Below are 24,087 nucleotides of genomic sequence, written 5' to 3' on the forward strand. Positions count from 1 at the left end.
TCAGCAGGAGAGGTCCGCCGCGGGCAGCGTGCCGTCGACGAGGTAGGCGCTGGTGACGTCGTTCGCGCACGCATTCCCGCCGAGCAGGTAGGCGCCGTGGCCGCTGGCGTCGACGCTCACCAGCCGGGCCCGGTCGCCGAACTTCGCGCGCAGCAGCTCGGCCCCGCGGTACGGGGTGGGGACGTCGCGCCGGTTCTGCACCAGCAGGATGTTCACCGGGCCGTCCGCGGCGACCGGGACCGGCGGCTCGGCCGGTTCGTGCGGCCAGAACGCGCACGGGATGATGTTCGCGGCGGCGGCGCCGTAGAGCGGGTACCGCTCCCGATCCTCGGCGACGGCGTCGCGGTAGGGCCGCACCTCCTCGGGCCAGTCGACGTCGTTGCAGGTCACGGTGAGGAACACGGTCCACGAGTTGTCGAACGAGGCGAGGTCGGGCACGTCACCCAGGTCGGGCAGCGGGGCCCCGGTGCGCAGTGCCTGCCACAGCCCGGCCATCGTCGGGTACTGCACCGCGTTGAAGAGGAAGGCGAAGACGCTGCCCCGGAAGGCAGCGCCGTCCAGCCCCTCCCTCGGTTCCCGGTCCAGCCGCCCGGCCAGCTCGAGGTAGGTGGCGCGGACCTCCTCGGGGGTGCGGCCCAGGCCGTAGGTGCCGTCGCGCTCGGCCGCCCAGGCGGCGAAGTCGGGGAAGGTCTGCTCCATGCCGATGGCGTAGCGGCGCAGGCCGTCGCGGTCCAGGTGGGTGTCGCCGACATTGCTGTCCAGCACCACCCGGTCGGCGCGGTCGGGGAACAGCGAGGCGTAGGCGGCGCCGAGCGCGGTGCCGTAGGAGTAGCCGAGGAAGCTCGCCTTCTCCTCGCCCAGTGCGGCGCGGATCCGGTCCAGGTCGCGGGCGGTGTTGGCGGTGGTGATGTGGCGCAGCCTGCCGTCGCGGTCGTTGTCGCCGCACTGGCGGGCGACCTCGCGGGCGACGTCGGCGCGCGCCGTCACCGCCGCGTCGTCGACGGCGTACGGCGGCAGATTGCCGACGTACGGCCCCTCGCCGGTGAAGCCGCAGCGGATCGGCGCCGAGTGCCCGATGCCCCTGGAGTCGATGCCGATCACGTCGTAGGCGTCGGTGACGGTGGCGGGCATGCCGCGTTGCACCAGGAAGGCTGGGAAGGCCAGCCCGGAGCCGCCCGGTCCGCCCGGGTTGGTGAGCAGCACGCCCCGTCGCTTCTCCGGGGCCGGGCTCGCCAGCCGGGAGATCATGATGTCGATCTCGCCGCTCGCCGGGGCCGCGTGGTCCAGCGGGACCGGCACGGTCGCGCAGTCCAGCACGCTCGGCGCCGCCTCGGTCACCACCTCCTCGGGGCAGGGGCCCCACGCCAGTGGCCGCGGTGCGGGCTGGTCGGTGCCGCACGCCACCGCGGACGCCGCGCCGACGGCGATGGCCGCCAGTGCCGCGAGGGTTCGGGTCACGCCGTTCATCGGGTCCTCCTCCTCGATTCCGGATGCGCCACCCAGTCGACACCGTGCCGCCGCGGCACAGTCAATACCGGTCGGACTGCGGCACTTTCCGCCATCGATGTGCGATCTCCAAGATCACTCCCGGGCGCGCTGGTGAAAGTCCCAGACATCGGCGGGCGGTGTCCGGGAAGGGTCGCCGGGCTACTACGGTGGCTCCCGCGGGCCGGGTTCAGCGTCGAGCCGATCGCCCCCGCCTGGTTCCGGATCGATTGTCCGGGAATAGTATTCGTATTGACGCGCGAGGTCTTTCGATGAACGAACGCTGGTCGTTCCGTGCCCTGATGGTCACCGCTGCCACCGCATGCCTGCTCGCGGCCGGGCAGCACCCGGCAGGCGCCGAGGAGGATCCCGGCGCACCCTCCGGGCTGCAGCAGGGAATCGACAGCGCCGTTCCGGCGCCCGTGCTGCCACCGGTGCCGGCGGTCGACGGGCTGACCCCGGACCAGGCCGCGCTGCTGGCCGCCGTGCACTCGCCGCCGACCGGCGACCCCTTCTTCGACGCCGCCCCGCCCGGGCTGGCGGGGCTGAACCCCGGCGACATCCTGGAGCAGCGCGACGTCACCGCGACGGCCGCCTTCGTGGTCGGGGTGCCGATCGCCCGCGCCACCCTGCTCAAGTACCGCTCCACCTCGGCCACCGGCGCGCCCTCGTTCGGCACCGCCACCCTGATCGTGCCGCTCACGCCGTGGACCGCGGGCGACCGGCCGGTGCTGGTCGACAACCAGCCGATCAACTCGCTCGGCTCCAAGTGCACCCCCGGCTACGCCATGGCCTACGGCCCGGCCTTCAAGAACTTCGCCACCGACTCCATCCCGCCGACCGCGCCCTGGGGGCTGAACCAGGGCTTCGCCGTGCTGGTCACCGACCACGAGGGCCCGAACATGGCGTACGCGGAGCCGAACGTGGCCGCGCACGTCATCCTGGACGGCATCCGCGCGGTTCGGTCCACCCCGGGCTTCGGCGCCAGCCGATTCGCCCTCGGCGGCTACTCCGGCGGCGCCATCGCCTCGCACGGCGCGGCCATGCTGCTCGGCGAGTACGCCCCCGAACTGCGCGAGGCGGTGGTCGGCGCGGCGATGGGCGGGCTGGTCACCGACAACCGGGTGATCGCCGACCGGTTCAACGGCAACTTCGCCTCCGGCGTGCTGCTCGCCGTCGTCCTGGCGTACTCCCGCGAGCACCCGGAGATCCTGGACCGGATGAACCACCTCGGCGCCTGGGCGGCCACCTCGCCGCTGAACGCGGTGTGCGGGCAGGCCATCGGCTTCCTCGGCGCGGTCGGTATCCCGATCGACGTCGCCGCCAATGTCGCCGACTCGCTGGACAGCGCGGTCGCGGACGAGATCTTCGCGCGCACCGATCTCAGCGACCGGACCTCGCAGGTGCCGCTCTACATCTACCACGGCGCGCACGACCTGTGGATTCCGTTCGAGGGGGCGCGGGAGCTGTACGAGCGGCAGTGCGCGCGCGGCGTCGACGCGGTCTTCCGCAGCGAGCCGGGTGAGCACATCGTCGCGCTCGCCAGCGGCTTCCCCGGCGCCGCGGGCTGGCTCGGCGCCCGGCTGCGCGGGGAGCCTGCCCCGAACGAGTGCTGACCCGGACTCAGCCGTCCAGGGTCGCCTCGCCGCCTGTGCGGTTCCCACGAGGTGGGCCCGGCGAATTCATCGGTCCGCGTGTTCACGCTGCTCCCGGCAGACACGGCGGATAGGCTTCGCGATCGAAGGGGAACGCTTGCGAGGAGAGCCGATGACCGCAGCCCGGACGCCGCCCGCGCCCGTCGACCTCACCCGCACCGCGCACCTCTCCGGCGTGTTCGCGCCGCAGCGGAGCGAGGTCTCGGTCGCCGGGCTTCCGGTCGCCGGTGCGCTTCCGGCGGACCTGAACGGCACCTACTTCCGCAATGGCCCGAACCCGCGCTTCGACCCCATCGGCACCTTCGTCTACCCGCTCGACGGCGACGCCATGGTGCACCGGGTCACCCTGCGTGACGGCGCCGCGAGCTACGCCAACCGCTTCGTCCGCACCCCCATGGTGGTGGCCGAGGAGCGCGCGGGGCACGCCATCTGGGCCGGCGTCACCGACCTCTACACCCCCGGCGCCGACCTCGTCGGGCCGGAGCTCGCCGGGACCAGCCGGGAACTCCCCGACATCAACGTGGTCGCGCACGCCGGGAAGTTGCTCGCCATGGCGGAGAGCGACCTGCCCTACCGCCTCGACCCCGGCGACCTGGCCACCCTCGGCCGCGACGACTGCGCAAACGCCATGGCGCTCGGCAGCACCGCGCACCCCAAGCTCGACCCGCGCACCGGCGAGCTCGTGCTCTTCACCTACCGGCTGGAACCGCCCTACCTGGCCTGGTCGGTGGTGGCGCCGGACGGCGGGCTGCGCCGCGCGCCGACCCCCGTCGACGGCGTCGACGAGCCGATCATGGTGCACGACATGGCGCTCACCGAGCGCTACATCGTGCTCTTCCTCGGTCCGCTGATCTTCGACATCCCCGGCATGCTGAACGGTGGCTCGCTGCTGGACTGGCGGCCGGGCAACGGCACGAGGATCGCGCTGATCCCGCGCGACGGGTCGGCGGTGCGGTGGTCGCACACCGATCCGTTCTGGGTGTGGCACTTCGCCAACGCGCACGACGACGAGCGGGGGCAGGTGGTCGTCGACTACGTGCGGTGGAGTTACCCGACCGGGCTCGCGGAGGTCGCCGACGAGCAGCGCGGCGGGGTGGAGCGGGCGGTGATCGACCCGGAGTCGGGTTCGGTGCGGCGCACGGTGCTCAGCGATCGGTTCGTGGAGTTCCCTCGGGTGGACGACCGGCTGCTCACCCGGCCGCACGGCACCGTCGCGACCGCATCGAGCGGCCCCGGCCGCAACGCGCTGGTCTTCCTCGATGCCGAGCGGGACACCGAGACGGTGTGGAACGCGGGTGATCTCGCGGTCGGGGAGCCGGTCTTCCTGCCCGGCGCCGAGCACGACTACTGGGGCACGCTCGCCACCGACCCGGGCGACGAGACGTCCTGGTTCCACATCCTCACCGCCGAGGATCCGGGTGCGGGGCCGATCGCCTCGGTCCGGCTGCCCATCCGGGTGCCCGCCGGGTTGCACGGCGCCTGGGTGGGCGCGGACAGCGACGTGCTCGACCCGCCCTGAGCGCGGTGCCCCCGCTTGCCGCTCGACGCGGGCGCCGGGAAGCACTCGGTGGCCGGGCCCGCTACGGCAGCTCCACGGTCTCGGCCCGCTCGATCTCGGCGAAGGCGTTGCGGATCGCCGCGGCCGGTGGCACCCGCGCCACGGCGGCGAGATCGGCGATCAGCAGCAGCGCGGCGGGCTGGGTGACCGCGGGCGCGGGCGGGGACTCGTCGGGTTCGGTGACGCCGAGCGCACCGGTGAGCGCGGCGACGAAGCCGGCCGGGTCGAGCTCCGGCAGCCAGGCGAGGGCCGCGCGGAGCGTGCGCGCGAGCGCGGCCTGGATATCGTCGCCGTCCAGGCCGTCCGGGTGCGCGACCTCGAGCAGCTCGCGCAGCGCGCCGCCGAGCACCAGCCCGGTCTGCTCGGCGGGCAGCGCGGCGAGCTCGGCGGTCGCCGCGCCGAACGCGGCCGCGTCCTGCCCGGTGACCGCGACCAGCGCCGCCTCGATCCCGCGCCCGATCCGCTCGGCCGTCGATGCCACGTGGCTCCCCTTTCGTCGCGGCCACTGTCTCACGCGGCACCGACGGCCGCGATCGACGGCGCCGATCGGGCATTCGGCACCGGTGATCGCGCCGCCGCTCCCGGCATCTAGGACAGGTCGAGTACTGTTCGTGCACAGCCACTTTCGCCGTGAGACCGGAGACGCCACCGTCCGCGGCGCCGGCCGCGCCACTCCGTCCGGCGAGTAGGCTCGGGAACACTGACCGTCTCGGCGCCGAAGTGGGGGTGACGATGACCGCCGACATCGAATCGACCGGCACCGACCTGATGGCAGTGCTGACCGAGCTGTCGAGCCAGGAGGGCCGCGCCGACCCGTACCCGCTGTACCGGCGGCTGCGCGCGCTCGGCCCCGCCGTGCTCGACCCCACCGGCACCCTGCTCGTCTCCGACTACCGGCTGGCCGCCGCGCTCATCCGCGACCATCGATTCCTCAAGCGCCCCGAGATCGCGCTCGCCGCGGCCGGTTTCGAGCACTGGCAGGAACGTCCGGCGCTGCGGCTCATGTTCAACAGCATGCTGCTGCGCAACCCCCCGGTGCACACCCGGCTGCGCCGCTCCGCCGCGGGCACCTTCACCGCCCGCCGGGTCACCGCGCTGCGCCCCGCCGTCGAGCGCATCGTCGACGAGCTGATCGCCGAGCTGCGCGCCGCGGGCAGCGCCGACTTCATCGAGGCGTTCGCGTTTCCGCTGCCGGTCACCGTGATCGGCGAGCTGCTCGGCATCCCGGAGCCGGACCGCGCGCAGTTCCAGCTGTTGGTCCGGCACTGGACCGGCGTCCTGGACTGGCTGACCCCGGAGATCGTCGACCGCGCCGACCCGGCCGCCGTCGAGATCGACGCCTACTTCCGCGACCTGCTCGCCCGCCGCCGGAACGAGCCCGCCGACGACCTCATGTCCGCGCTGGCCCAGGTGGACGGGCTCGCCGACGACGAGATCATCACCACCGCCGCGCTGCTGCTCGCCGCCGGTTTCGAGACCACCACCGGGCTGCTCGCCAACGGCCTGGTGGCGCTGCTCGCGCACCCCGGCGAGGCGGCGGCGCTGCGCGCGCGCCCGGAGCTCGCGGCCGCCGCCACCGAGGAGCTGCTGCGCTACGACTCACCCGTGCAGCTGCTCTCCTCGCGGACCGCGCCCGAGGAGCTGGAGGTGGCGGGCCGGGTGCTGCCCGCCGGGCAGCGGGTGGTCACGCTCATCGGCGCCGCCAACCGGGACCCGGCGGTCTTCCCCGACCCCGACGTGCTGCGCTTGGACCGCGACGGCGAGGCGCCGCTCTCCTTCGGCGGCGGGCTGCACTACTGCCTCGGCGCCCCGCTGGCCCGGCTGGAGGCGCAGATCGCCTTCCCCGCCCTGCTCCGCGCCTTCCCCGAGCTCGCGGTGACCGGTCCGGCCGTGCACCGCGAGGGGCTCGCGCTGCACGGGCTCATCGAACTGCCGGTCACCACGGGTTCGGTCAGGACGCGGGCTGGTGGCGCAGCCGCGCGATTTCCCGACGTGATTCGGTGACCTCGGGGCTGTCGGTTCCTTTGCTGGCAGCCAGGTCCGCGCAGAGATCGAGGGCCGCGCGGACCAGGTGGCGACGCCTGCGGCGTTCCGCGCGACCGGCTCCGGCCTTCACGTAGCGTCGCTGCAGGCGCCAGCCGCCCGCGGCGGTCACCTCGTCCTCGGTCAGCACGCCGGATTCGACCTCCGGGGCGAGCACGTCGCGGGCGAAGTGAGCCTCACGAGGGTGGGCCCAGACGAAGGCGATCCACAGCGCGGTCAGCGCGAAGATCATGTCACCGGCCATCACCACGACCACCAGCAGCGCGGTGCCGCCGGCGAGGGCGACCATCGAGTCCCAGACGCCGTGGATCAGGATCGGGGCCACGATCAGCGCCACACCCCGGCCGATGCGGCGCGGCTGGGCCGCGGTGCCGATCAGATAGATCACCCCGGCGCAGAACAGCGCGGTGAACAGGGGATGGGAGATGATGTCGGAGAAGGTGCGCTGCGCGATGGACCCGGCGAGGCCGTCGGTCTGGTGCGCGCCGAAGCCCTGGATGGCCCCGGCGAACGAATACAGGAAGTCCTCACTGGTCTGGAACCCCAGCCCGATGAAGGCGCCGAGCAACAGCCCGTCGGTCACGGTGCGCACCAGGCGCGGGGCCAGAGCGAGAAGAACGATGATGCCGACGCCCTTGGCGGTCTCCTCGACCAGCGGCGCGGAGAGCCCGGCGTGCCAGTCCTGGGCCCACACCTGCCCGAACAGCTTGGTGTAGAGGGATCCGAGCGCGGTGTTGCCGGGCAGCGCGATGGTGAATGTCGCCGCTGTGGCCCCCCACACGAAGCCGGTGACCACCAGTCCGACGGGTTGGCGTTCGAAGCGGTCGATGTGGCGGAACCACCACCCCCACACCAGGACGCTGATGACGCCGACGATGCCCGCCACGAGCAAGGATCGCCCGAAGTACCCGGAGTAGGGGGCGAACATCTGCCATCCCTTGACCGCCCCGACCCCGCAGAGCCACAGATAGATCCAGAAGACCACGTTGCGGGGCTGGACGAACCGGAACCTCTCGCCCCACGCGGTCTGCTCCAGCGCGGCCGCGCGCGCGTCGGCCAGTGCGGTGCTCACTGTCCCCCCTCCTCGGTGGCGCCGATAGCGGCGATCATCGCCTCGATCTCCGGGCCGCGGTCCGCGATCTGATCGGGCGGACCGACCACCTGCACCCGCACCCCGGTTCCACCGGCGACGAAGGTCGTCACCGAACCCGCGGCGCTGGGCGTGTCGAACCGGACCTGCACACCGGACAACCCGCCGTCGGTGGTGACCGGCTGCGGCGGGCTGGACATGGCGAGCACGGAGTTGCCGCCGGTGGCCGCGCCCACGGCATCGATCTGGGTCAGCAATTCGCTCGCCGTCCCCGCGAAGGCGTCGGCATCGACGGAGAAGGTGACATTGCCGCGGGTCAGGGCCACCCGGGGAACGGAATCGCTCGCGCCGCGCTGACCGACCCGGAACCCGCTGTCGACGTTCCACCCCGGCACCGCCACGAACGACAGCGAATCGGTCACCTGCAGCCGCTCACCCGCCACGACCGGATCCTCCGACGACACCGCCGAGTCGATTGCAGGCACCACCACCACCCACAACAGCCAGACCGCCAGGATTACCAGCGCATGCGGGAACACCCGCGTGTCGAGCCCGAGGAATCGATGATCCACCGGCGGACGGCGACGATGCGCCGGGCGGGCCCGCCCGGGCACCACACTCGCTGCACTACTCATCCTCGGCACTCCTGACCCCGGCGATTCCGGAAGAACTGCGACCGGCACCGGCCCCTTGCGACCCGATCGGTGACAGCCCGTACCGCGCGTGCGGCTCGATTCGATCTTCGCAAATCCAGCCCGGAGATGCCGACCGACGCGCCAGAGCCGCCGACCGGGCGCGCGGATCAGCGCACGAGCGGGCGCTCGCGGGCGGCGCTGTACTCGGCGGTGACGCGACCGACCACGGCGGCCGCGGGGCGGACCTCGCGCACCGCACCCAGATATCGCGCCCAGCGGGTGGCATCCTCGGTAGTGGGGTCGCCCCGAGCCGCTCGGCACGCCCGTGCCGCTCTCCCGGCTATTCGCCGGCGGCTTCGAGCACGTCGGCCAAGCGCTTCTCGTCCATGCCGAAACCGGTGAGCCTGCCCAGCGGGATGGACGACATCATCCGCAGCATGTCCATGCCCATGGCGCTGCCGTCGCCCATGGACTCGGTCATCCCGCCGAACACCTCCGCGAGCGCGGCCGCTGCCTTCGGGTCGGCGAGTGCCTCGCCCAGGGTGGAATCCATGGTGATCGGGATGCGCACGACGTCGCCGGGCAGGTCGAGGTCGGTCTCCGCACGCAGGTCGCGGCTGGAGGCGGCGGCCCAGATCCGGTAGCGGCCCGGCTCGACGACCCAGGTCTCGGTTCGGGTCTCCCAGTAGGCCAGGTCCTCGCGGGCGAGGGTGATCGAGAGCTGTTCGCTCGCACCCGGTTCCAGCTCCGCGGTGACGGCGGAGCCCGCCAGCGCCCGCGCCGGCCGGACCACGGCGGAGTCCGGCACCGCCGTGTAGATCTGCACCACCTCGCGGCCGGGGCGGGCGCCGGTATTGGTGACGGTGAGGCGGACGAGAATCCCCGCTGCGGTGGCTTCGGCGGTGAGGCCGTCGTAGCCGAAGGTGGTGTAGGACAGGCCGTGGCCGAAGGGGTAGCAGACGTCCATGTCGCGGGCGTCGTACCAGCGGTAGCCGACGAAAAGCCCCTCGCCGTAGCGGATGTGCGAGTTCTCGCCGGGGAAGTTCAGGTAGGCGGGGGTGTCCTGCAGGCGGATCGGCACCGTCTCGGCGAGCCGCGCGGACGGGTTCACCGCGCCGAACAGCACGTCGGCGAGCGCGCCGCCACCCGCCTGGCCGAGCAGCCCGCCGTCCAGCACCGCGGGGGCGAGGCAGGCGACCGGCTCGAGCCGCAGGACGCCGCCGTGCGAGAGCACGACGACGGTGTCGGGCTGGGCGCGCACCACGGCCGTGAGGAGCTCCAGCTGGTCGGCGGGGAGTTCGATGTGCTCGCGGTCGAAGCCCTCGGATTCCTGGTCGGCGGCGAGGCCGAGGAAGAGCACGGCCACGTCGGCCGCGGCCGCCGCGGCGACCGCCTCGTCCCGGTCGGAGCCGCTGTGGTGGGTGACGGTGCCGTCGCCCGCGAGCGCGCGGAGCTCGTCGAGCGGGGTGTCCACCCGGGTGGGGGTGACGTGGGAGCTGCCGCCGCCCTGGTAGCGGGGTTCGGTGGCGAAGGTGCCGAGCACCGCGATCGAGCGGCCGGGGGTGAGCGGGAGGATGTCGCGGTCGTTCTGCAGCAGGACGATGCAGCGGGCCGCGGCCTCCCTGGCCAGGCGGTGGTGTTCCTCGGCGAGGGCGTCGATTCCCGTCGGGTTCGGGCCGGTCGCGTGGTCGGGGACCGCCGATCCGGCCGCGGCGCCGTTGAGCTCGGCGCGACCGTCCGGCGCGTCGTGGCCGCCCAGCGTGCCACCGAGCGCCGCCTGCGCCGCGCGCACCCGCGCGACCAGCCCCGCGACATTCGCGGCGGCGGCGTCCACCGCCGCCTCGGGCAGCGTCCCGGCCGCGACCGCAGCGACCACCCGCTCGTCGCCCGCCCCCGCACCGCCCGGCATGGTCAGGTCCAGCCCGGCCGCGACCGACGCGGCCCGATCCACCACCGCGCCCCAGTCGCTCACCACCACCCCGTCGAATCCCCACTCCCCCCGCAACAGCTCGGTGAGCAACCAGCGATTGTGCGCCGCGTGCACGCCGTTGATCCGGTTGTACGAGCACATCACCGTCCACGGCTTCGCAGTGCGCACGATGTGCGAGAAGGCCCGCAGGTAGATCTCGCGCAGCGGCCGCGGATCGATATCCGAGCTGGTCCGCATCCGATCGTGCTCGGCATTGTTGGCCGCGAAGTGCTTGAGCGAGGCCCCCACCCCGGCGCTCTGCACGCCCCGCACCCACGCCGCGCCCAGCCGCCCGGTGAGGTACGGATCCTCCGAGTAGTACTCGAAATTCCGCCCGCCCCGCGGATCCCGCTTGATGTTCACCCCCGGCCCGAGCAGCACATCCACCCCGAGCGCCCGCGCCTCCCGCCCCAGCGCCACCCCGACGCGGCGCACCAGCGCCGGATCCCAGCTCTGCGCCAGCCCGACCGCGGGTGGGAAGCAGGTCGCGGGCTCGCTCCCGGCCAGCCCCAGGTGGTCGGTGGCGCCGGTCTGCCTGCGCACCCCGTGCGGCCCGTCGGTCAGCACCAGCGACCCGGCCGGCCCGATCGCCTTCGTGGACCAGAAGTCCGCACCACTGCCGAGCGCGGCCCGCTCGGCCAGGGACAGATCGCTGAGTTCGCTCACCATCGAGACTCCTCGAGTCGGGGGTATCCGGATCGATATCGCGGCACTCCCACCGTAGCGAGCGGCCCCATCCTGGCTACGATGAATTAGCCACGACCGAGGGAGCCGGGATGACGAGCACCGCGTCGGCGCGCCCGGCCGCCATCCGCCGGGCCGCGCTGGAGCTGTTCATGCGCCAGGGGTACCCGGCCACCACCATGAGCGAGATCGGCGCGCTGGTCGGGATGCGCGGGCCGAGCCTGTACAAGCACGTCGCCTCCAAGCAGGAGCTGCTCGCCGCGATCATGGACAGCATCATGGACGCGCTGCAGGACGCGCATCAGCGCGCGATCTCCGGTACCGCCGACCCGACCGAGCGGCTGCGCCGGGCAGTGGAGGCGCATGTGCGCTACCACGCCAGGCACCGCGCGGAGGCGTTCGTCGGGAACCGGGAGATCCGCAGCCTCACCGAGCCGCACCGCTCGGCGGTGCTGGCCCGGCGCGCCGCCTACGAGCAGGCGTTCCGCGCGCTGATCGCGGACGGGGTGGCCGCCGGGGTGTTCCGGGTGACCTCCACCCGGGTCGCCTCCTACGCGGTGCTCGACCTCGGCATGGGCGTCGCCACCTGGTTCCGGGACGACGGCGAGTTCAGCGAGGACGAGATCGTCTGGCAGTACGCCGACTTCGCGCTGCGGCTGGTCGGCGCGGAGTGATCAGGTGACGGTGAAGCCGCCGTCGACCGCCAGCGTCTGCCCGGTGACGTAGCCGCCGGCGGCCCCGGCCAGGAAGACAACGGCGGCGGCGAGCTCGGCCGGGTCGCCGAGCCGGTTCACCAGCACCCGTCCTAGCTGGCTCTCCAGGTAGCCGTCTCGGTACTGATCGGTCATCTCGGAGCTGAAGAAGCCGGGGGCGATGGCGTTCACCCGGATGCCGCGGCGCCCGCTCCACTGCTGGGCCAGGTCGCGGGTGAGCCCGATCAGCCCGGCCTTGCTCGCGGCGTAGGCGGCCTGCGGCAGCCCGGCCGTGGTGATCCCGAGCACGCTGGAGATATTGACGATGCTGCTGCCCGGCTGCATGACCGCGGCGCAGGCCTGCGCCATCCAGTAGCAGCCGTTCAGGTTCACATCGATGACCTGGGTGAACTGCTCGGGGGTCTCGCGCAGCGCGGGCACCGCGGTGCCGATACCCGCATTGTTGACCAGCACGTCGATCCGGCCGAACTCGCGCACCGCGGCGTCGGTCACCGCCCTGCAGTCCTCCGGGTTCGCCACGTCGAGCTGCACCGGGAGCGCGCGCTGCCCGGCCTCCTCGACCAGCAGCGCGGTCTCCTTCAGCCGGTCCACCCGGCGGGCGGCGAGCACCACGTCGGCGCCCGCCTCGGCGAGCGCGCGGGCGAAGGCAACGCCGAGCCCGGACGAGGCGCCGGTCACCACGGCGACCTTGCCGCGCAGGCTGAACAAATCGAGTACGCCGGCCACTCCGACCTCCTGGCAATTCGTGAATCGGTCGCGATCAGGCTAACAACCATTAGCCGCTGCCGTACGCGTGCCCTCGCCCCGAGCCTCGGGCACGGTCACGGGTTCGGCACCGCGGCCCCGCCGCCGACGTAGGCCGCCCACAGCTCCCGGTACGTCCCCTCGACGGCGAGCAGCTCGGCATGCGTCCCGGTCTGCTCGATCCGCCCGCCGCGCACCACCACGATGAGGTCGGCGTCGGCGGCGGTGGCCAGCCGGTGCGCGACCACCAGGGTGGTGCGGCCCGCGGTGAGCACGTCGACGGCGGCGCGCACCCTGGCCTCGGTGGCGAGGTCGAGCGAGGCGGTGGCCTCGTCCAGGATGAGGATGTCCGGCTCGACGAGCTGCGCCCTGGCCAGCGCGAGCAGCTGGCGCTGCCCGGCGGAGAGCGCGCGGCCGTTGGGGCCGATCGGCTGGTGGTAGCCGTGCTCCAGCGCGGCGATCATCTCGTGCGCCCCGACCGCCCGCGCGGCCCACTCGATCGCGGCGGGCTCGGCGTCCGGGCGGCCGTAGGCGATGGCCTCGCGCACGGTGTCGCCGAAGAGGAACGGCTCCTGCGGCACGATGCCGAGCCGGGCCCGGAAGTCGGCGAGCCGGTAGCGGCGCAGGTCGACGCCGTCGACGAGCACCGTGCCCGCAGTCGGGTCGTAGAACCGGGCGAGCAGCTTGACCAGCGTGGACTTGCCCGCGCCGGTCTCCCCGACCAGCGCCACCTGCTGCCCGGCGGCGATGCTCAGCCCGACGCCGGTGAGCACATCGGGGGTGTCCGGGTGGTAGGCGAAGGCGACGTCGCGCAGCTCGATCCGGCCCGCCAGCCGCTCGACCGGCACCGCGTCCGCGGCCTCGGGGGTGGCGACCGGGGTGCGCAGCAGCTCACCGAGCCGATCCACCCCGACCACCGCCTGCTGGTAGCTGTCGAAGACCTGCGACAGCTGCTGGATGGGGGCGAAGAGCAGCTCGATGTAGAGCAGGAAGGCGATCAGGGTGCCCGCGGTGAGCACACCCTCGCGCACGTCGTGCACGCCGACCGCGAGCACCGCCGCGGTGGCGATCACCGACATGAACTCGATGAACGGGAAGAACACCGCCATCAGCAGCTGGCTGCGCAGCCGGGCGTTCCGGTACGACCAGGAGCGCCGCTCGAACTCGGTGCGGTTGACCGGCTCCCTGCGGTAGGCCTGGGTGACGGCGATGGTGTCGACGTTCTCCTGCAGGTAGGCATTGACCGCCGCGACCCGCTCTCTGGCCAGCACGTACGCGGGCACCGAGAGCCGGCGGAAGACCGCGGTGGAGACCACCAGGATCGGCAGCAGCGCCAGCACCACCAGCGCCAGGTGCGGCTCGATCAGCAGCAGGGCGATCACCACCCCGGCCACGGTGAGGGTGCTGGTGAGCGCGGTGGCGAGCCCGGTCTGCAGGAAGGCGGAGAGGGCGTCCACGTCGGTGGTCATCCTGGTCATGATGCGGCCGCCGAGCTCGCGCTCGTAGTACTGCAACCCGAGCCGCTGCAGGTGCGCGAAGGTCTTCACGCGCAGGCCGTAGAGCAGCCGCTCCCCCGCCCTGCCCATCAACCGCAGCTGGCCGATGCCGATCACCCAGTCCACCAGGCAGACGACGAGCGCGGCGGCGGCCGCGAGCAGCACCACGTCGCGGGAGCCCGCCAGCACGCCGTGGTCGATGCCGTACCGCACCAGCACCGGGATCAGGATCTGGGCCAGCGCATCCAGCGCCACCAGCCCGAGCCCGGCCAGCAGCGGCGCGGCGAACGGGCGAAGCAGCCGGGCGGCGCCGAAGGCCGGGTCGGGGCTGCGGGCGAAGGAGTCGGGCACCTCGGGCTCGCCGGTGACCGGCGGCAGCGCGTCGATCTGCGCCCGCACGTCGCCGCTGGGTGGCGCGGCTGTCATCATGCCGCCGCCCGCGGCGCCGCGGCCGAGACCGGCGGGCGCGCCCGCCGCGCGCTGGGAGAAGGCCGCGGCCGCCTGCTCCAGCGCGCGGTCGTCGTCGGGGCCGCCCGCCGGTTCGTTCCAGAGCGGCGCGGTGGTGGAGCGCGCGCTGCCTGCGGGCGGCTCGGTGTCGATCTCGCTGACGTCCGGCGGGGTGAAGAGCGCGCGGAAGAGCTCGCCGGAGGCGCGCAGCTCCGCCAGCGTGCCGAGTTCGGCGACCCGGCCGCCGTCGAGCACGGCCACCCGGTCGGCCAGCGCCAGCGTCGACATCCGGTGCGCGACGACGAGCGTGGTGCGGCCGCGCACCTCGGCGGCGATGCGCTGGAAGATCCGCTCCTCCACCCTGGCGTCGATGGCCGAGGTGGCATCGTCGAGTACCAGCACCGTGGCGTCGGTGAGCAGGGCGCGGGCCAGGGCGATGCGCTGCCGCTGCCCGCCGGAGAGCCGCTGACCGCGCTCGCCGATCCTGGTGTCGAGGCCGTCCGGGAGCGCGGCGACGAACTCGTCGGCGGCGGCCAGGTGCAGCGCGTGCCGGATGGCATCGTCGGTGGCGTCCGGGACGCCGTAGGCGACATTGGCGCGCACCGTGCCCGCCACCAGGTGGGTGTCCTCGAAGACCATGGCGACCTCGCCGCGCACGCCGGGCAGCTCGCGGATGTCGGTGCCGTCGAGCGTGATCCTGCCCGCGTCCGGGTCGAGGAGCCGCGGAATCAGCAGCGCCAGCGTGGATTTGCCGCTGCCCGCGCCGCCCGCGATCGCTACCGTCTCGCCGGGCTCGACGGTGAGGTCGAGGCCGTTCAGCACGGTGGTGGCGCCGAACGTCACGGTGACACCGTGGAACCCGAGCCCGGGTGGCGGGGTGGTGGCTTGCGCTGTGGCCGCGCCCGGACACCGGATACCGGGCGACGCTGCGGCGACCTGCGGTTCGGCCGCGCCGCGGAGCCCGGCGTCGAGCGGCGGGGCGGCGAGGTACGGTCGGGCCGCGGTGGTGGGCGTCGCGGCGCGGCCTGCGGCTGCCGTCGCTTCCGGCGGCGCGGCAGCGGCGGTGGCCGACGGCTCGGTCTCGATCACCTCGCGCACCCGGTCCAGCGCGGCCCTGCCCTGCTGACTCACGGTGAGCAGCATGGCGAACTGCCGGATCGGCGCGACGAAGGAGCCGAGGTAGGTCATGAAGGCGAGGAAGGTGCCGAGGCTCACCGAGGCGTTCAGCGCCAGCACCCCGCCGAGCACCAGGACGAGCGCCTGGCCGATGGCGGGCACCGACTGCACCGCCGGGGTGAAGCGGCTGGTGATCCGGTTGACCCGGAGCCGGGAGCGGTAGAGGTCGCGGGCGGTGCCTGCGAGCCCGTCCAGCTCGCGCCGCTCCTGTCCGAACCCCTTCACCACCCGGACGCCTGCCACCGCGGCCTCCACCCGGATGGCGACCTCGGCGGCCCTGGCCTGCGCGTCCCAGTTGGCCGGGAACAGCTGGCGCTGGCTGCGCCTGGTCAGGATCCACAGCGCCGGGATCACCAGCAGCGCGATCACGGTGAGCGGCGGCGACATGACCGCCATCAGCACCAGCGCCGCGATCAGCAGCAGCACATTGCCGGTGACGAGCGGGATGAGCAGCAGGAACATCTGGATCAGGGTGACGTCGGTGATGGCCCGGCTCACCACCTGCCCGGTGCGCAGCTCGCCCTGCGCCCGGCCGTCCAGCCGCAGCAGCGCGGCGAAGAGGTCGCGGCGCAGGTCGTGCTGGACGCCGAGCGAGAGCCGCGAGGAACTCACCCGGCGCACGAACGAGGCGCCGAAGCGCAACAGCCCGAGCCCGACCAGCAGCAGCGCCCACGGCAGCACCGAGGCGGCGGTGCTCGTGAGGGTGTCGACCACGTGCCGCACGATGAGCGGCAGGCTCGCGGTGAGCAGCGCGGCCCCCGCCGCGCCCGCGGCAGCGCCGAGCACGGCCCTCGGGTGCGCCCGACATCGGAGGATCAGGTATCGGATCCAGTCGCCGCGCGGTTCGTTCGGAGAGCTAAGCACTTCTCCATTCTGCGCGATCACCGCACGACCGCGAGCGGGACCGCGGTGCCGTACCGATTTCTCCTGGCGGTCGAGGCCAACGTGGCGTACTCGGTGCGGAAGAGCCCGCGCCCCTGCAGGATCGGCCCCACCGTGTCGACGAAGGCGGTCCGGACCGGAGGGCAGCACCGCGGGCGTGATGTCGCAGCCGTCGGGCACGGCCGATCACACGGCGAGACAGGCGGTGCCCGGCGTCGAACCCGCCCAGCGCTCCAGCGCATCGAGCGGGGCGCGGAAGAGGCCGTCCAGCGCGACGGCGGCGCCCGCGATCTCCAGCACCCGCCCCATGAAGGTGGAGGCGGCGATGAGTTCGTCCGGGTCGCTGCTGGTCACCGAGTGCCTGCGCACCGTCTCGACGTAGCTCTCCCGCACCGCGGGCAGCTCGGGCAGGCTGCGGTCCACGATCACCACCGCCTCGGGGTCCAGGATGTCGACCAGCATGGCCACGATCCGGCCGAGCACCGCGGCGCGCTGCACGAAGAGCTCGTGCGCGGCGGGGTCGGTGCCGGCGGCGGCGAGCAGCTCCGGAAGGGTCGCCGCCGGAATCGCGGCCGCCGCGGCACGGCGCAGCAGGGCGTGGTCGGAGTAGTCGTCGCGTGGCGGCTCGGCGCCGCCGACCAGCCGGGAGATGGAGCCGGCCGAGGAGCGCGGGCCGTAGTGCACCCGGCCGTGCACCGCGAAGGCCGCGTCGATCACATTGCCGACGAAGAGCATCACCGCGCTGCTGGTGCCGCGCAACCTGCCGAAGCGCTGCTCGGCGTGCATGAGCGCGCGGGCGTGGCTGTCCAGCTCGACCGGGAGCCCGGTGGCCGCCGCGAGCCGCGCTCGCACCGGGACGTGGTGCCAGCGCAGGAAGGAGTGCTCGAGCACGATGCCCGAGCGCCGGTCCACCCGCCCGCCGATGGCGACCCCGACGGCGAGGACACGGTGCCCGTCGCCGGCGCCGCGGGCCGCCGCGATCGCGGCCACGGCGTCGGCGAGGATGTCGTCCGGGTCGGAGGAGCGGTGCGGGATCTGGTTGCCGGTGAGCACCGTCCCGGCGATGTCGACCACCGCGACGGTGGTCTGCGCGGCCGCGATGTGCACCGCGATCACCACATTGCCCGCGCTGTTCAGCGCCAGCGGCGCGGACGGCCGCCCGATCCCGGAGAGGCTCACCTCCTCCGGCAGCTCGACCAGCAGCCCGGCGTCGAGCAGAGACCTGGACTGCCAGGTCACCGTGGCCGGGGAGACGCCCGCGTGCCGCGCGACCACGCTGCGCGGGACCGGGCCCGATTCCAGCACCGCCCGCAGCACCGCCGCCGCGCTGTTGTCCGTCACCGTCGCCTCCGCCCTCCGCCATGTCTCCCGGCCTCCGCGCCGACAACGCTAGGAGCGCGGGGGAAGAGTGCGAAGGCTTCAGCGCACGCTGATCTATTCTGCTCGCCTCCTGCTCGATGCCGAACGGGCGGCGAGGAAGTCGTCGACCAGCCGGGCGCAGGCCGCGGGCGAGGTGTCGCCGAGCCCGACCAGCCGGGTGAAGACCAGCGGCCCGACCAGCTGGATCAGCACCTGCACCCGGTCGTGCTCGCCGAGCAGCGCGCGCGCCTCGTCTCCGTCGAGCAGCTCGTCGAAGGGCACCCGGTACTGCTCGATCAGCCGGGCCCGCAGCGCGCTCGTCGCGGGGCCGTCCCCCGGGTCGGTGGCGAGCCAGGCCACGGTGGCGAGGTGCAGCGGCACCTCCTCGATGACCTGAGCCTGCCTGGTGAGCAGCTCGACCAGGCGATCGCGCAGCGGGCCCTCCGCGGGGGCGGGCACCGGCGGCGGCAGCAGCCGCTCCAGAGTGGCCGCGCGCAGCTGCGCGGCGCTCTCGAAGTGCCGGTAGAGGGTGGTGCGCGCGACCTTCGATGCCCGGGTCACCGCGTCGACGGTGACCGCGTCCAGCCCGCCACTACGCAGCAGCGCGGTGGCCGCGTCCAGCAGGCGGGCCCGGGACCGCAGCCTGCGGGGGTCGATCTCGGTCATGCTCGCCAGCATTCCTCGCTCCCGGTGCGGATCGCCGCCCACCCCCCTATGATACCGACAGTACCGCTACGATACTGACAGTTTCGTTTCTCCGGGAGGGCGATGATGGCGACGCGGGTGTGGAAGTCCGGGATGTGGATGGTGACCCTCGCCTGCCTGGCGCTGGCGCTGGTGGTCGGCTCGATGGCGGCGCTCTACACCGCGCTGCCGGACATGGCCGTGCGCACCGGGGCGGACCAGCACCAGCTCACCTGGATCGTGGACGGCTACACGCTCACCCTCGCCTGCCTGGTGCTGCTCGGCGGCGCGCTCGGCGACCGCTACGGCAGGCGCACCATGATGGTGCTCGGGCTCATCGTCTTCGCCGCGGCGTCGGCGGTCCCGCTCTTCGCCGAGGGACCTGCCTGGATCATCGTCGCGCGCTGCGTCTGCGGGGCGGGGGCGGCGCTGGTGATGCCGTCGACGCTCTCGCTGCTGACCGCGAACTTCGGCGAGGAGCGGCGCGGGCTGGTGGTCGGCGTGTGGGCCGGGGTCGCCGGAATCGGCGCGATGCTCGGCATCCTCGGCTCCGGGCTGCTGCTCAGGTTCTCGTCGTGGAGCGCGATCTTCGTCGCCATGAGCCTGGCCGGGGTGGCGCTGGCGCTGGCTTCGTTCTCGCTGCCGGAGTCGCAGGACGACTCGCGGCCGCCGGTGGACCTGCTCGGTGCACTCACCTCGGGTGCGACGGTCGGTGCGCTGGTGCTGGCCGCGGTGCAGGTGCCGCTGCACGGCTGGACGCACCCCGCGGTGCTGATTCCGGCGGCGCTGGCGCCGCTCGCGGCCGCGGCCTTCGTGGCGGTGGAGCTGCGGATGGCCAGGCCGCTGCTCGACGTGCGGCTCTTCGCCGACCGCGGCTTCGGCGCGGGCACCATCTCGGTGACGCTGCAGTTCCTGGTCTCGTTCGGCGTCTTCATGGTCTACGTGCAGTTCCTGCAGCTGGTCTTCGGCTACTCGCCACTGCGGGCCGCCTTCGCCATGGCGCCCATGATGATTCCCATGTTGGTGCTGGCCGTGATCGCGCCGAAGCTGGCCGAGCGGTTCGGGCTGCGGATCCTGCTCGGCACCGGGCTGGCGATCATCGGGGCCGGGTTGCTGCTGCTCGCGCAGACCGACGCGTCGAGCACCTACGGCGGCATTGTGCTCGCGCTGCTGGTGACCAGCGCCGGTGTCGGGCTCTCCACCTCGCCCGCCACCGCCGCCATCGTGGCGGGCACGCCGGAGGAGCAGCACGGCGTCGCGGCGGCGGTGAACGACGCCGCGCGCGAGATCGGCGCGGCGGTCGGCATCGCGGTGGCGGGCAGCATCCTCGCGGCGGGGTACGCCGCGCGGATCGACCCGGTGGTCGCGCGGTTGCCGGAGCCGCTGCGCGAGCCGGTGAGCGATTCGCTGGCCGCCGCGCTCGCGGTGGCCGAGCAGGTGGGGCCCGCCGGACAGCCGCTGGCCGATGCCGCGGTCGAGGCCTTCGTGCACGGCACGCACCAGGCGCTGGTCGCGCTCGGCATCATCGCGCTGGTGACCGCCGCGGTGGTCGGGGCATGGGCGCCGGGGCCGAAACGGGGTGCGGCGGTACCGCAGGCCATCGAGCCCGAGCAGGAAGCTGTACAGCTGTCCAAATTAATGTCCAGTTCAAGCGATCATACGCTGGACACGTAGTTGTATGACGGTCTACGGTGACGCCGACGGCGCGCTGCGCGGAAGTGACGAAGGCAGGTTCACCATGAAGACCAAGGGTGCTCTGATCTGGGATTTCAACCAGCCCTGGACGATCGAGGAGATCGAGATCGGCGCACCGCGCCGGAACGAGGTGGCGATCCGGATGGAGGCCGCGGGCATGTGCCACTCCGACCATCACCTGCAGACCGGCGGCATCCCGATGGCGGGCTTCCCGGTACTCGGCGGGCACGAGGGCGCGGGGGTGGTGATCGAGGTCGGCGACGGCGTGGAGGACGTCGCGGTCGGCGACCACGTGGTGCTGTCGTTCATCCCGTCCTGCGGCAAGTGCCCGTCCTGCCAGTCCGGGCTGCGCAACCTCTGCGACCTCGGCGCGCTGCTGCTCGGCGGCGCCTCGGCCAGCGACGGCTCGTTCCGGATCACCGCGCGCGGCGAGAACGTCTACCCCATGTCGCTGCTCGGCACCTTCTCGCCGTACATGGTGGTGCACCGCAGCTCGGTGGTGAAGATCGATCCGTCGATCCCGTTCGAGGTGGCCTGCCTGGTCGGCTGCGGCGTCACCACCGGCTACGGCTCGGCGGTGCGCACCGCGAACATCCGCCCCGGCGAGGACGTCGCGGTGATCGGCATCGGCGGGCTCGGCATCTCCGCGCTGCAGGGCGCGGTGAACGCGGGCGCGCGGCACATCTTCGCGGTGGACCCGGTGCCGTGGAAGCGCGAACAGGCGCTGAAGTTCGGCGCCACGCACGCCTACGCGACCACCGAGGAGGCCACCGCTGCCTGCGCCGAGATCACCGCGGGCGGCATGGCCAAGAAGGTGATCGTGACCGTCGGCGAGGTGCGCGGCGGCGACGTCGACCTCTGGATGGGGATCACCGCCAAGGCGGGCACCTGCGTGCTCACCGCCATGGGCAACCTGGTCGACAACCAGACGACGCTCAACCTGGCCATGCTCACCCTGCTGCAGAAGAACCTGCAGGGCACCATCTTCGGCGGCGGCAACCCGCACTACGACATCCCGCACCTGCTCTCCATGTACCAGGTCGGCAAGCTCAACCTGGACGACATGGTGACCAGGCAGTACCGCCTCGAGCAGGTCAACGACGGGTACGCCGACATGCTCGAGGGCCGCAATATCCGCGGCGTCGTCCGGTACACCGACGCCGACTGGTGAGCTACGTCGCCGCCTGCGCGTACCGCTCGCCGGTGTAGCGCGCGGGTGCCGCTGCGGTGTCTCGGCCGCATGAACCGTTCGCGCCTTCCGGCCTCCATGCCCGGCAGCGCGGGACGATCCGAGATAGTCTCCGCCGCAGGACTATTCGGCGGAAGGCGGCACGATGACCGTTGCGGGGCGCGGATGAGCGCATTCGCCGACGCCTTTCTGGCGCTACCGCCCCGGCGCAACCCCCACGTCGACACCGCCGCCGCGCACGTCGACGCCTGGGTGCGCGGCCACGGCCTGGTCGAGCGCGCGGCCGTGCGGGCCCGGTTCGCGGAGACCGATTTCGGCGCCTTCGCCGCCGCCACCTACCCGGCCGCCGACGCCACGCGGCTGGAGCTGGTGACCGACTGGCTGGCCTGGCTCTTCCTGCTCGACGACCAGCTCGACGACGGCTCGCTCGGCCGCTCGCCGGACCAGCTGGCGACGCTGCTCACCGCCGTCATGGCGGTGCTCGCGGGCGGCGCGGCCGATCCCGCCGCCCCCGGGATCGTGCGCGCCCTCGACGACCTGTGGCGCCGCACCGCCCCCGGCACCGGCGAGGTCTGGCGGCACCGCTTCACCGGGCACGCCACCGAGTGCGCGCTGGCCGTGGTGTGGGAGGTGGACAACCGGGTCCGCGGGGTCGTGCCCGCCGAGGCCGAGTACCTGGAGCGGCGCAGGCACACCGGCGCCATCTACCCGTGCATGGATCTGATCGAGGTGGTCGAGGGGATCGAGCTGCCGGAGGCGGTGTACCGCGGCGAGCCGTTCACCCGCGCCCTCGACGCCGCCTGCGACGTGGTGTGCTGGACCAACGACCTGGTGTCGCTGGACAAGGAGGCCGCGCTCGGCGAGTGCCACAACCTGGTGCTGCTGCTCGAGCACTGGCGCGGGGTGGAGCGGGGGGTCGCGGTGGAGCTGGGCAGGGCCCGCGCCGCCGAGCGGCTGCGCGAGTTCCACGGCGCCGAGGCCGCGGTACTCGCCGCGCACCCGGGTCACCGCGCCGAGCTCGCGGCCTACCTGGGCGGGATGCGCTCGTGGATGCGCGGGCACCTGGACTGGTCCGCGAGCTCCGGCCGCTACCGGGTCGCCACCGGCGGAGGCGGCGCCGGATGACCGTGCTCTCGCATCCGGTGCAGCCCATTCTGGCCCGCACCAGGCAGCAGCTGCTCCCGGTCCTCGGCGCCGCGATCGATCGGCTGGACGGCCCGCTCCGGCTCATGTGCGGCTACCAGCTCGGGCTGCTCGAACTGGACGGCTCCGCCACCGGCAGGCTCGACGGCAAGCTGCTGCGCCCGGCCTTCACCCTGCTCTGCGCCGATGCCACCGGCGCGCGCAGCGCCGACGTGCTGCCCGCCGCGGCGGCGGTCGAGCTGCTGCACAATGCCTGCCTGGTGCACGACGACGTCATGGACGGCGACCTGCTGCGCAGGCATCGCCCCACGGTCTGGGCGCACTTCGGCACCGGCGAGGCGATCCTCGCAGGCGACGCGCTGATCGGGCTGGCCTTCGAGGTGCTCGCCGAGCACGAGCACCCGGCCGCGCGCGCCGCGCTGCGCCAGCTCGCCGTCACCCTGCGGCTGCTCGGCCACGGACAGGAGCGCGACCTGCGGGCCAGCGCGAAATCCGAGGTGAGCGTGGCCGATTGCCTGGCGACCTTCGCGGGCAAGACCGGCTCGCTCTTCGGCTGCGCCTGCCGCTTCGGCGCGCTCTACGGCCCCTCCGGTGCCGAGGCGGAGCGCTTCGACCGGTTCGGCACCGAGCTCGGCATCGCCTTCCAGCTCGCCGACGACCTGCTCGACATCTGGGGCGATACCGCCGTCACCGGCAAACCCGCCTCCGACCTGCGCACCCGCCGCAAGAGCGCCCCGGTCGTGTACGCCATGGCGGCCTCGCCGGAGCTGCGCGACCGCTACGCCGCCGACACCGAATTCGACGAGGCCGCGACCGCGCGGGTGATCGCGCTCATCGAGGGCACCGGCGCCAGGGCGTGGACCGAGGGCGAGGCGGGTGCGCGAACCCGCGCCGCCTGGCAGGAGATCGACGGGCTGCCGCTCGATCCCGTGGCGCGTGGCGAATTGAGCCAGCTCGCCGCCGCCATCCTGGACGCGGGCTGAGCATCGCGCACCGCGCCGCTCGGAGTCGCCGTGGAGTCGGCCGAATTTCGACCGGATATGACGTAATCCTCTGGTAGAAGGTGGTTTCCGCGCTCTGCCGGTCAGGTCGGTGCGGTCGCGGCACAGCCAGTACGGTTCGCCGACAGGCGGGATCGTCGCGGCGGGCGATTCTGGCTCGGTTGGCGCGGGGGGAGGCGACGGTCAACGAGATCGCCGAACCCTTCGAACTGACGCTTCCCGCGGTGTCCAAGCACATCAAGGTGCTCGAGGCGGCCGGGTTGATCGTGCGCGGTCAGCGTGCCCAGTATCGGCCCTGCGTGCTCGAGGCGGCGCCGTTGGCGCAGGTCTGCACGTGGGCCGAGCAGTACCGTCCGGTGTGGGAGGCCCGCTTCGACCGGATGGAGAACTATCTCGACGAATTGCGCTCTCCCGGAAAGGAAGCCCCATGAGGACTCTC

Annotated in this window: 18 protein-coding genes; 9 read left to right on the forward strand and 9 right to left on the reverse strand. The window is 73.2% G+C overall.

Annotated elements, in window-relative coordinates; translation table 11 throughout:
* On the reverse strand, nucleotides 1-1,467 hold the full coding sequence (locus tag NH2_RS09440; RefSeq protein ID WP_067651315.1) for an alpha/beta hydrolase: 1,467 nt from the start codon (nucleotides 1,465-1,467) through the stop codon (nucleotides 1-3).
* Nucleotides 1,468-1,757: 290 nt separating this feature from the next.
* On the opposite strand from NH2_RS09440, the gene NH2_RS09445 reads away from it, so the two are divergent.
* The gene (locus tag NH2_RS09445) at nucleotides 1,758-3,101 is read left to right on the forward strand and encodes a lipase family protein (protein ID WP_245650482.1); all 1,344 of its coding nucleotides are present in this window, start codon (nucleotides 1,758-1,760) and stop codon (nucleotides 3,099-3,101) included.
* A 151-nt stretch (nucleotides 3,102-3,252) separates the two neighbouring features.
* Nucleotides 3,253-4,659, forward strand: coding sequence for a carotenoid oxygenase family protein (locus NH2_RS09450; RefSeq protein ID WP_067651318.1), 1,407 nt, complete (start codon nucleotides 3,253-3,255; stop codon nucleotides 4,657-4,659).
* Between the two features lie 61 nt (nucleotides 4,660-4,720).
* On the opposite strand, the gene NH2_RS09455 is transcribed toward NH2_RS09450, so the two are convergent.
* A complete protein-coding gene (locus NH2_RS09455) occupies nucleotides 4,721-5,179 on the reverse strand; it encodes a hypothetical protein (RefSeq protein WP_067651322.1) in 459 nt (152 codons plus the stop codon).
* Nucleotides 5,180-5,430: 251 nt separating this feature from the next.
* Here NH2_RS09455 and NH2_RS09460 point away from each other — a divergent pair, with 251 nt between their 5' ends.
* Nucleotides 5,431-6,702, forward strand: coding sequence for a cytochrome P450 (locus NH2_RS09460; protein WP_084505368.1), 1,272 nt, complete (start codon nucleotides 5,431-5,433; stop codon nucleotides 6,700-6,702).
* On the opposite strand, the gene NH2_RS09465 is transcribed toward NH2_RS09460, so the two are convergent.
* The 3 genes from NH2_RS09465 to NH2_RS09475 form a co-directional block, all read right to left on the reverse strand.
* A complete protein-coding gene (locus NH2_RS09465; protein WP_067651325.1) occupies nucleotides 6,650-7,813 on the reverse strand; it encodes a PrsW family intramembrane metalloprotease in 1,164 nt (387 codons plus the stop codon). The genes NH2_RS09460 and NH2_RS09465 overlap by 53 nt on opposite strands.
* Nucleotides 7,810-8,403: a hypothetical protein gene (locus tag NH2_RS09470; protein WP_245650483.1), complete on the reverse strand. Its 594-nt coding sequence runs from the start codon at nucleotides 8,401-8,403 to the stop codon at nucleotides 7,810-7,812. The genes NH2_RS09465 and NH2_RS09470 overlap by 4 nt, the downstream gene beginning before the upstream one ends.
* A 403-nt stretch (nucleotides 8,404-8,806) precedes the next feature.
* Nucleotides 8,807-11,104: a glycoside hydrolase family 3 C-terminal domain-containing protein gene (locus NH2_RS09475; RefSeq protein ID WP_067651328.1), complete on the reverse strand. Its 2,298-nt coding sequence runs from the start codon at nucleotides 11,102-11,104 to the stop codon at nucleotides 8,807-8,809.
* 107 nt (nucleotides 11,105-11,211) lie between these two features.
* Between NH2_RS09475 and NH2_RS09480 the strand changes: the two genes are divergently transcribed.
* Nucleotides 11,212-11,793, forward strand: a complete 582-nt coding sequence (locus tag NH2_RS09480) for a TetR/AcrR family transcriptional regulator (protein ID WP_067651331.1) — start codon at nucleotides 11,212-11,214, stop codon at nucleotides 11,791-11,793.
* Here the strand turns inward: NH2_RS09480 and NH2_RS09485 are convergent, their stop codons facing one another.
* From NH2_RS09485 to NH2_RS09500, 4 genes are all read right to left on the reverse strand, one after another.
* Entirely contained in the window at nucleotides 11,794-12,558 is a 765-nt protein-coding gene (locus NH2_RS09485) for an SDR family NAD(P)-dependent oxidoreductase (RefSeq protein WP_067651334.1), read from the reverse strand.
* Nucleotides 12,559-12,653: 95 nt separating this feature from the next.
* Nucleotides 12,654-16,481 carry an ABC transporter ATP-binding protein gene (locus NH2_RS09490; RefSeq protein WP_245650484.1) on the reverse strand — a complete coding sequence of 1,276 codons (3,828 nt, stop codon included), beginning with the start codon at nucleotides 16,479-16,481 and terminating at the stop codon, nucleotides 12,654-12,656.
* A 282-nt stretch (nucleotides 16,482-16,763) separates the two neighbouring features.
* Nucleotides 16,764-17,918: an ROK family transcriptional regulator gene (locus tag NH2_RS09495; RefSeq protein WP_067651340.1), complete on the reverse strand. Its 1,155-nt coding sequence runs from the start codon at nucleotides 17,916-17,918 to the stop codon at nucleotides 16,764-16,766.
* A gap of 93 nt (nucleotides 17,919-18,011) precedes the next feature.
* On the reverse strand, nucleotides 18,012-18,602 hold the full coding sequence (locus NH2_RS09500; RefSeq protein ID WP_245650485.1) for a TetR/AcrR family transcriptional regulator: 591 nt from the start codon (nucleotides 18,600-18,602) through the stop codon (nucleotides 18,012-18,014).
* 102 nt (nucleotides 18,603-18,704) lie between these two features.
* On the opposite strand from NH2_RS09500, the gene NH2_RS09505 reads away from it, so the two are divergent.
* The 5 genes from NH2_RS09505 to NH2_RS09525 all read left to right on the forward strand — a co-directional run bounded on the left by NH2_RS09505 (nucleotide 18,705) and on the right by NH2_RS09525 (nucleotide 24,079).
* Nucleotides 18,705-20,294, forward strand: a complete 1,590-nt coding sequence (locus tag NH2_RS09505; RefSeq protein WP_067651346.1) for an MFS transporter — start codon at nucleotides 18,705-18,707, stop codon at nucleotides 20,292-20,294.
* Between the two features lie 64 nt (nucleotides 20,295-20,358).
* Entirely contained in the window at nucleotides 20,359-21,486 is a 1,128-nt protein-coding gene (locus tag NH2_RS09510) for an NDMA-dependent alcohol dehydrogenase (protein WP_067652516.1), read from the forward strand.
* 183 nt (nucleotides 21,487-21,669) lie between these two features.
* Nucleotides 21,670-22,629, forward strand: coding sequence for a terpene synthase family protein (locus tag NH2_RS28665; protein ID WP_067651349.1), 960 nt, complete (start codon nucleotides 21,670-21,672; stop codon nucleotides 22,627-22,629).
* Nucleotides 22,626-23,630 (forward strand): polyprenyl synthetase family protein, encoded by a 1,005-nt coding sequence (locus tag NH2_RS09520; RefSeq protein ID WP_067651352.1) that lies wholly within the window; start codon nucleotides 22,626-22,628, stop codon nucleotides 23,628-23,630. Before NH2_RS28665 ends, NH2_RS09520 begins: the two co-directional genes overlap by 4 nt.
* Nucleotides 23,631-23,809: 179 nt before the next feature.
* Complete coding sequence (locus NH2_RS09525) at nucleotides 23,810-24,079, forward strand: ArsR/SmtB family transcription factor (RefSeq protein ID WP_245650486.1); 270 nt, start codon at nucleotides 23,810-23,812, stop codon at nucleotides 24,077-24,079.
* Nucleotides 24,080-24,087 lie beyond the last annotated feature (8 nt).

This window comes from Nocardia harenae NBRC 108248 (genome assembly GCF_001612885.1).
In the GTDB taxonomy this organism is placed as follows: Bacteria; Actinomycetota; Actinomycetes; order Mycobacteriales; family Mycobacteriaceae; genus Nocardia; species Nocardia harenae.

Coding starts and splice junctions, on each gene's coding strand:
- NH2_RS09480 (WP_067651331.1), top strand. CDS start 11,212: ATGACGAGCACCGCGTCGGCGCGCCCGGCCGCCATCCGCCGGGCCGCG.
- NH2_RS09510 (WP_067652516.1), top strand. CDS start 20,359: ATGAAGACCAAGGGTGCTCTGATCTGGGATTTCAACCAGCCCTGGACG.
- NH2_RS09505 (WP_067651346.1), top strand. CDS start 18,705: ATGATGGCGACGCGGGTGTGGAAGTCCGGGATGTGGATGGTGACCCTC.
- NH2_RS09450 (WP_067651318.1), top strand. CDS start 3,253: ATGACCGCAGCCCGGACGCCGCCCGCGCCCGTCGACCTCACCCGCACC.
- NH2_RS09475 (WP_067651328.1), bottom strand. CDS start 11,104: ATGGTGAGCGAACTCAGCGATCTGTCCCTGGCCGAGCGGGCCGCGCTC.
- NH2_RS09520 (WP_067651352.1), top strand. CDS start 22,626: ATGACCGTGCTCTCGCATCCGGTGCAGCCCATTCTGGCCCGCACCAGG.
- NH2_RS09445 (WP_245650482.1), top strand. CDS start 1,758: ATGAACGAACGCTGGTCGTTCCGTGCCCTGATGGTCACCGCTGCCACC.
- NH2_RS09440 (WP_067651315.1), bottom strand. CDS start 1,467: ATGAACGGCGTGACCCGAACCCTCGCGGCACTGGCGGCCATCGCCGTC.
- NH2_RS09460 (WP_084505368.1), top strand. CDS start 5,431: ATGACCGCCGACATCGAATCGACCGGCACCGACCTGATGGCAGTGCTG.
- NH2_RS28665 (WP_067651349.1), top strand. CDS start 21,670: ATGAGCGCATTCGCCGACGCCTTTCTGGCGCTACCGCCCCGGCGCAAC.
- NH2_RS09500 (WP_245650485.1), bottom strand. CDS start 18,602: ATGACCGAGATCGACCCCCGCAGGCTGCGGTCCCGGGCCCGCCTGCTG.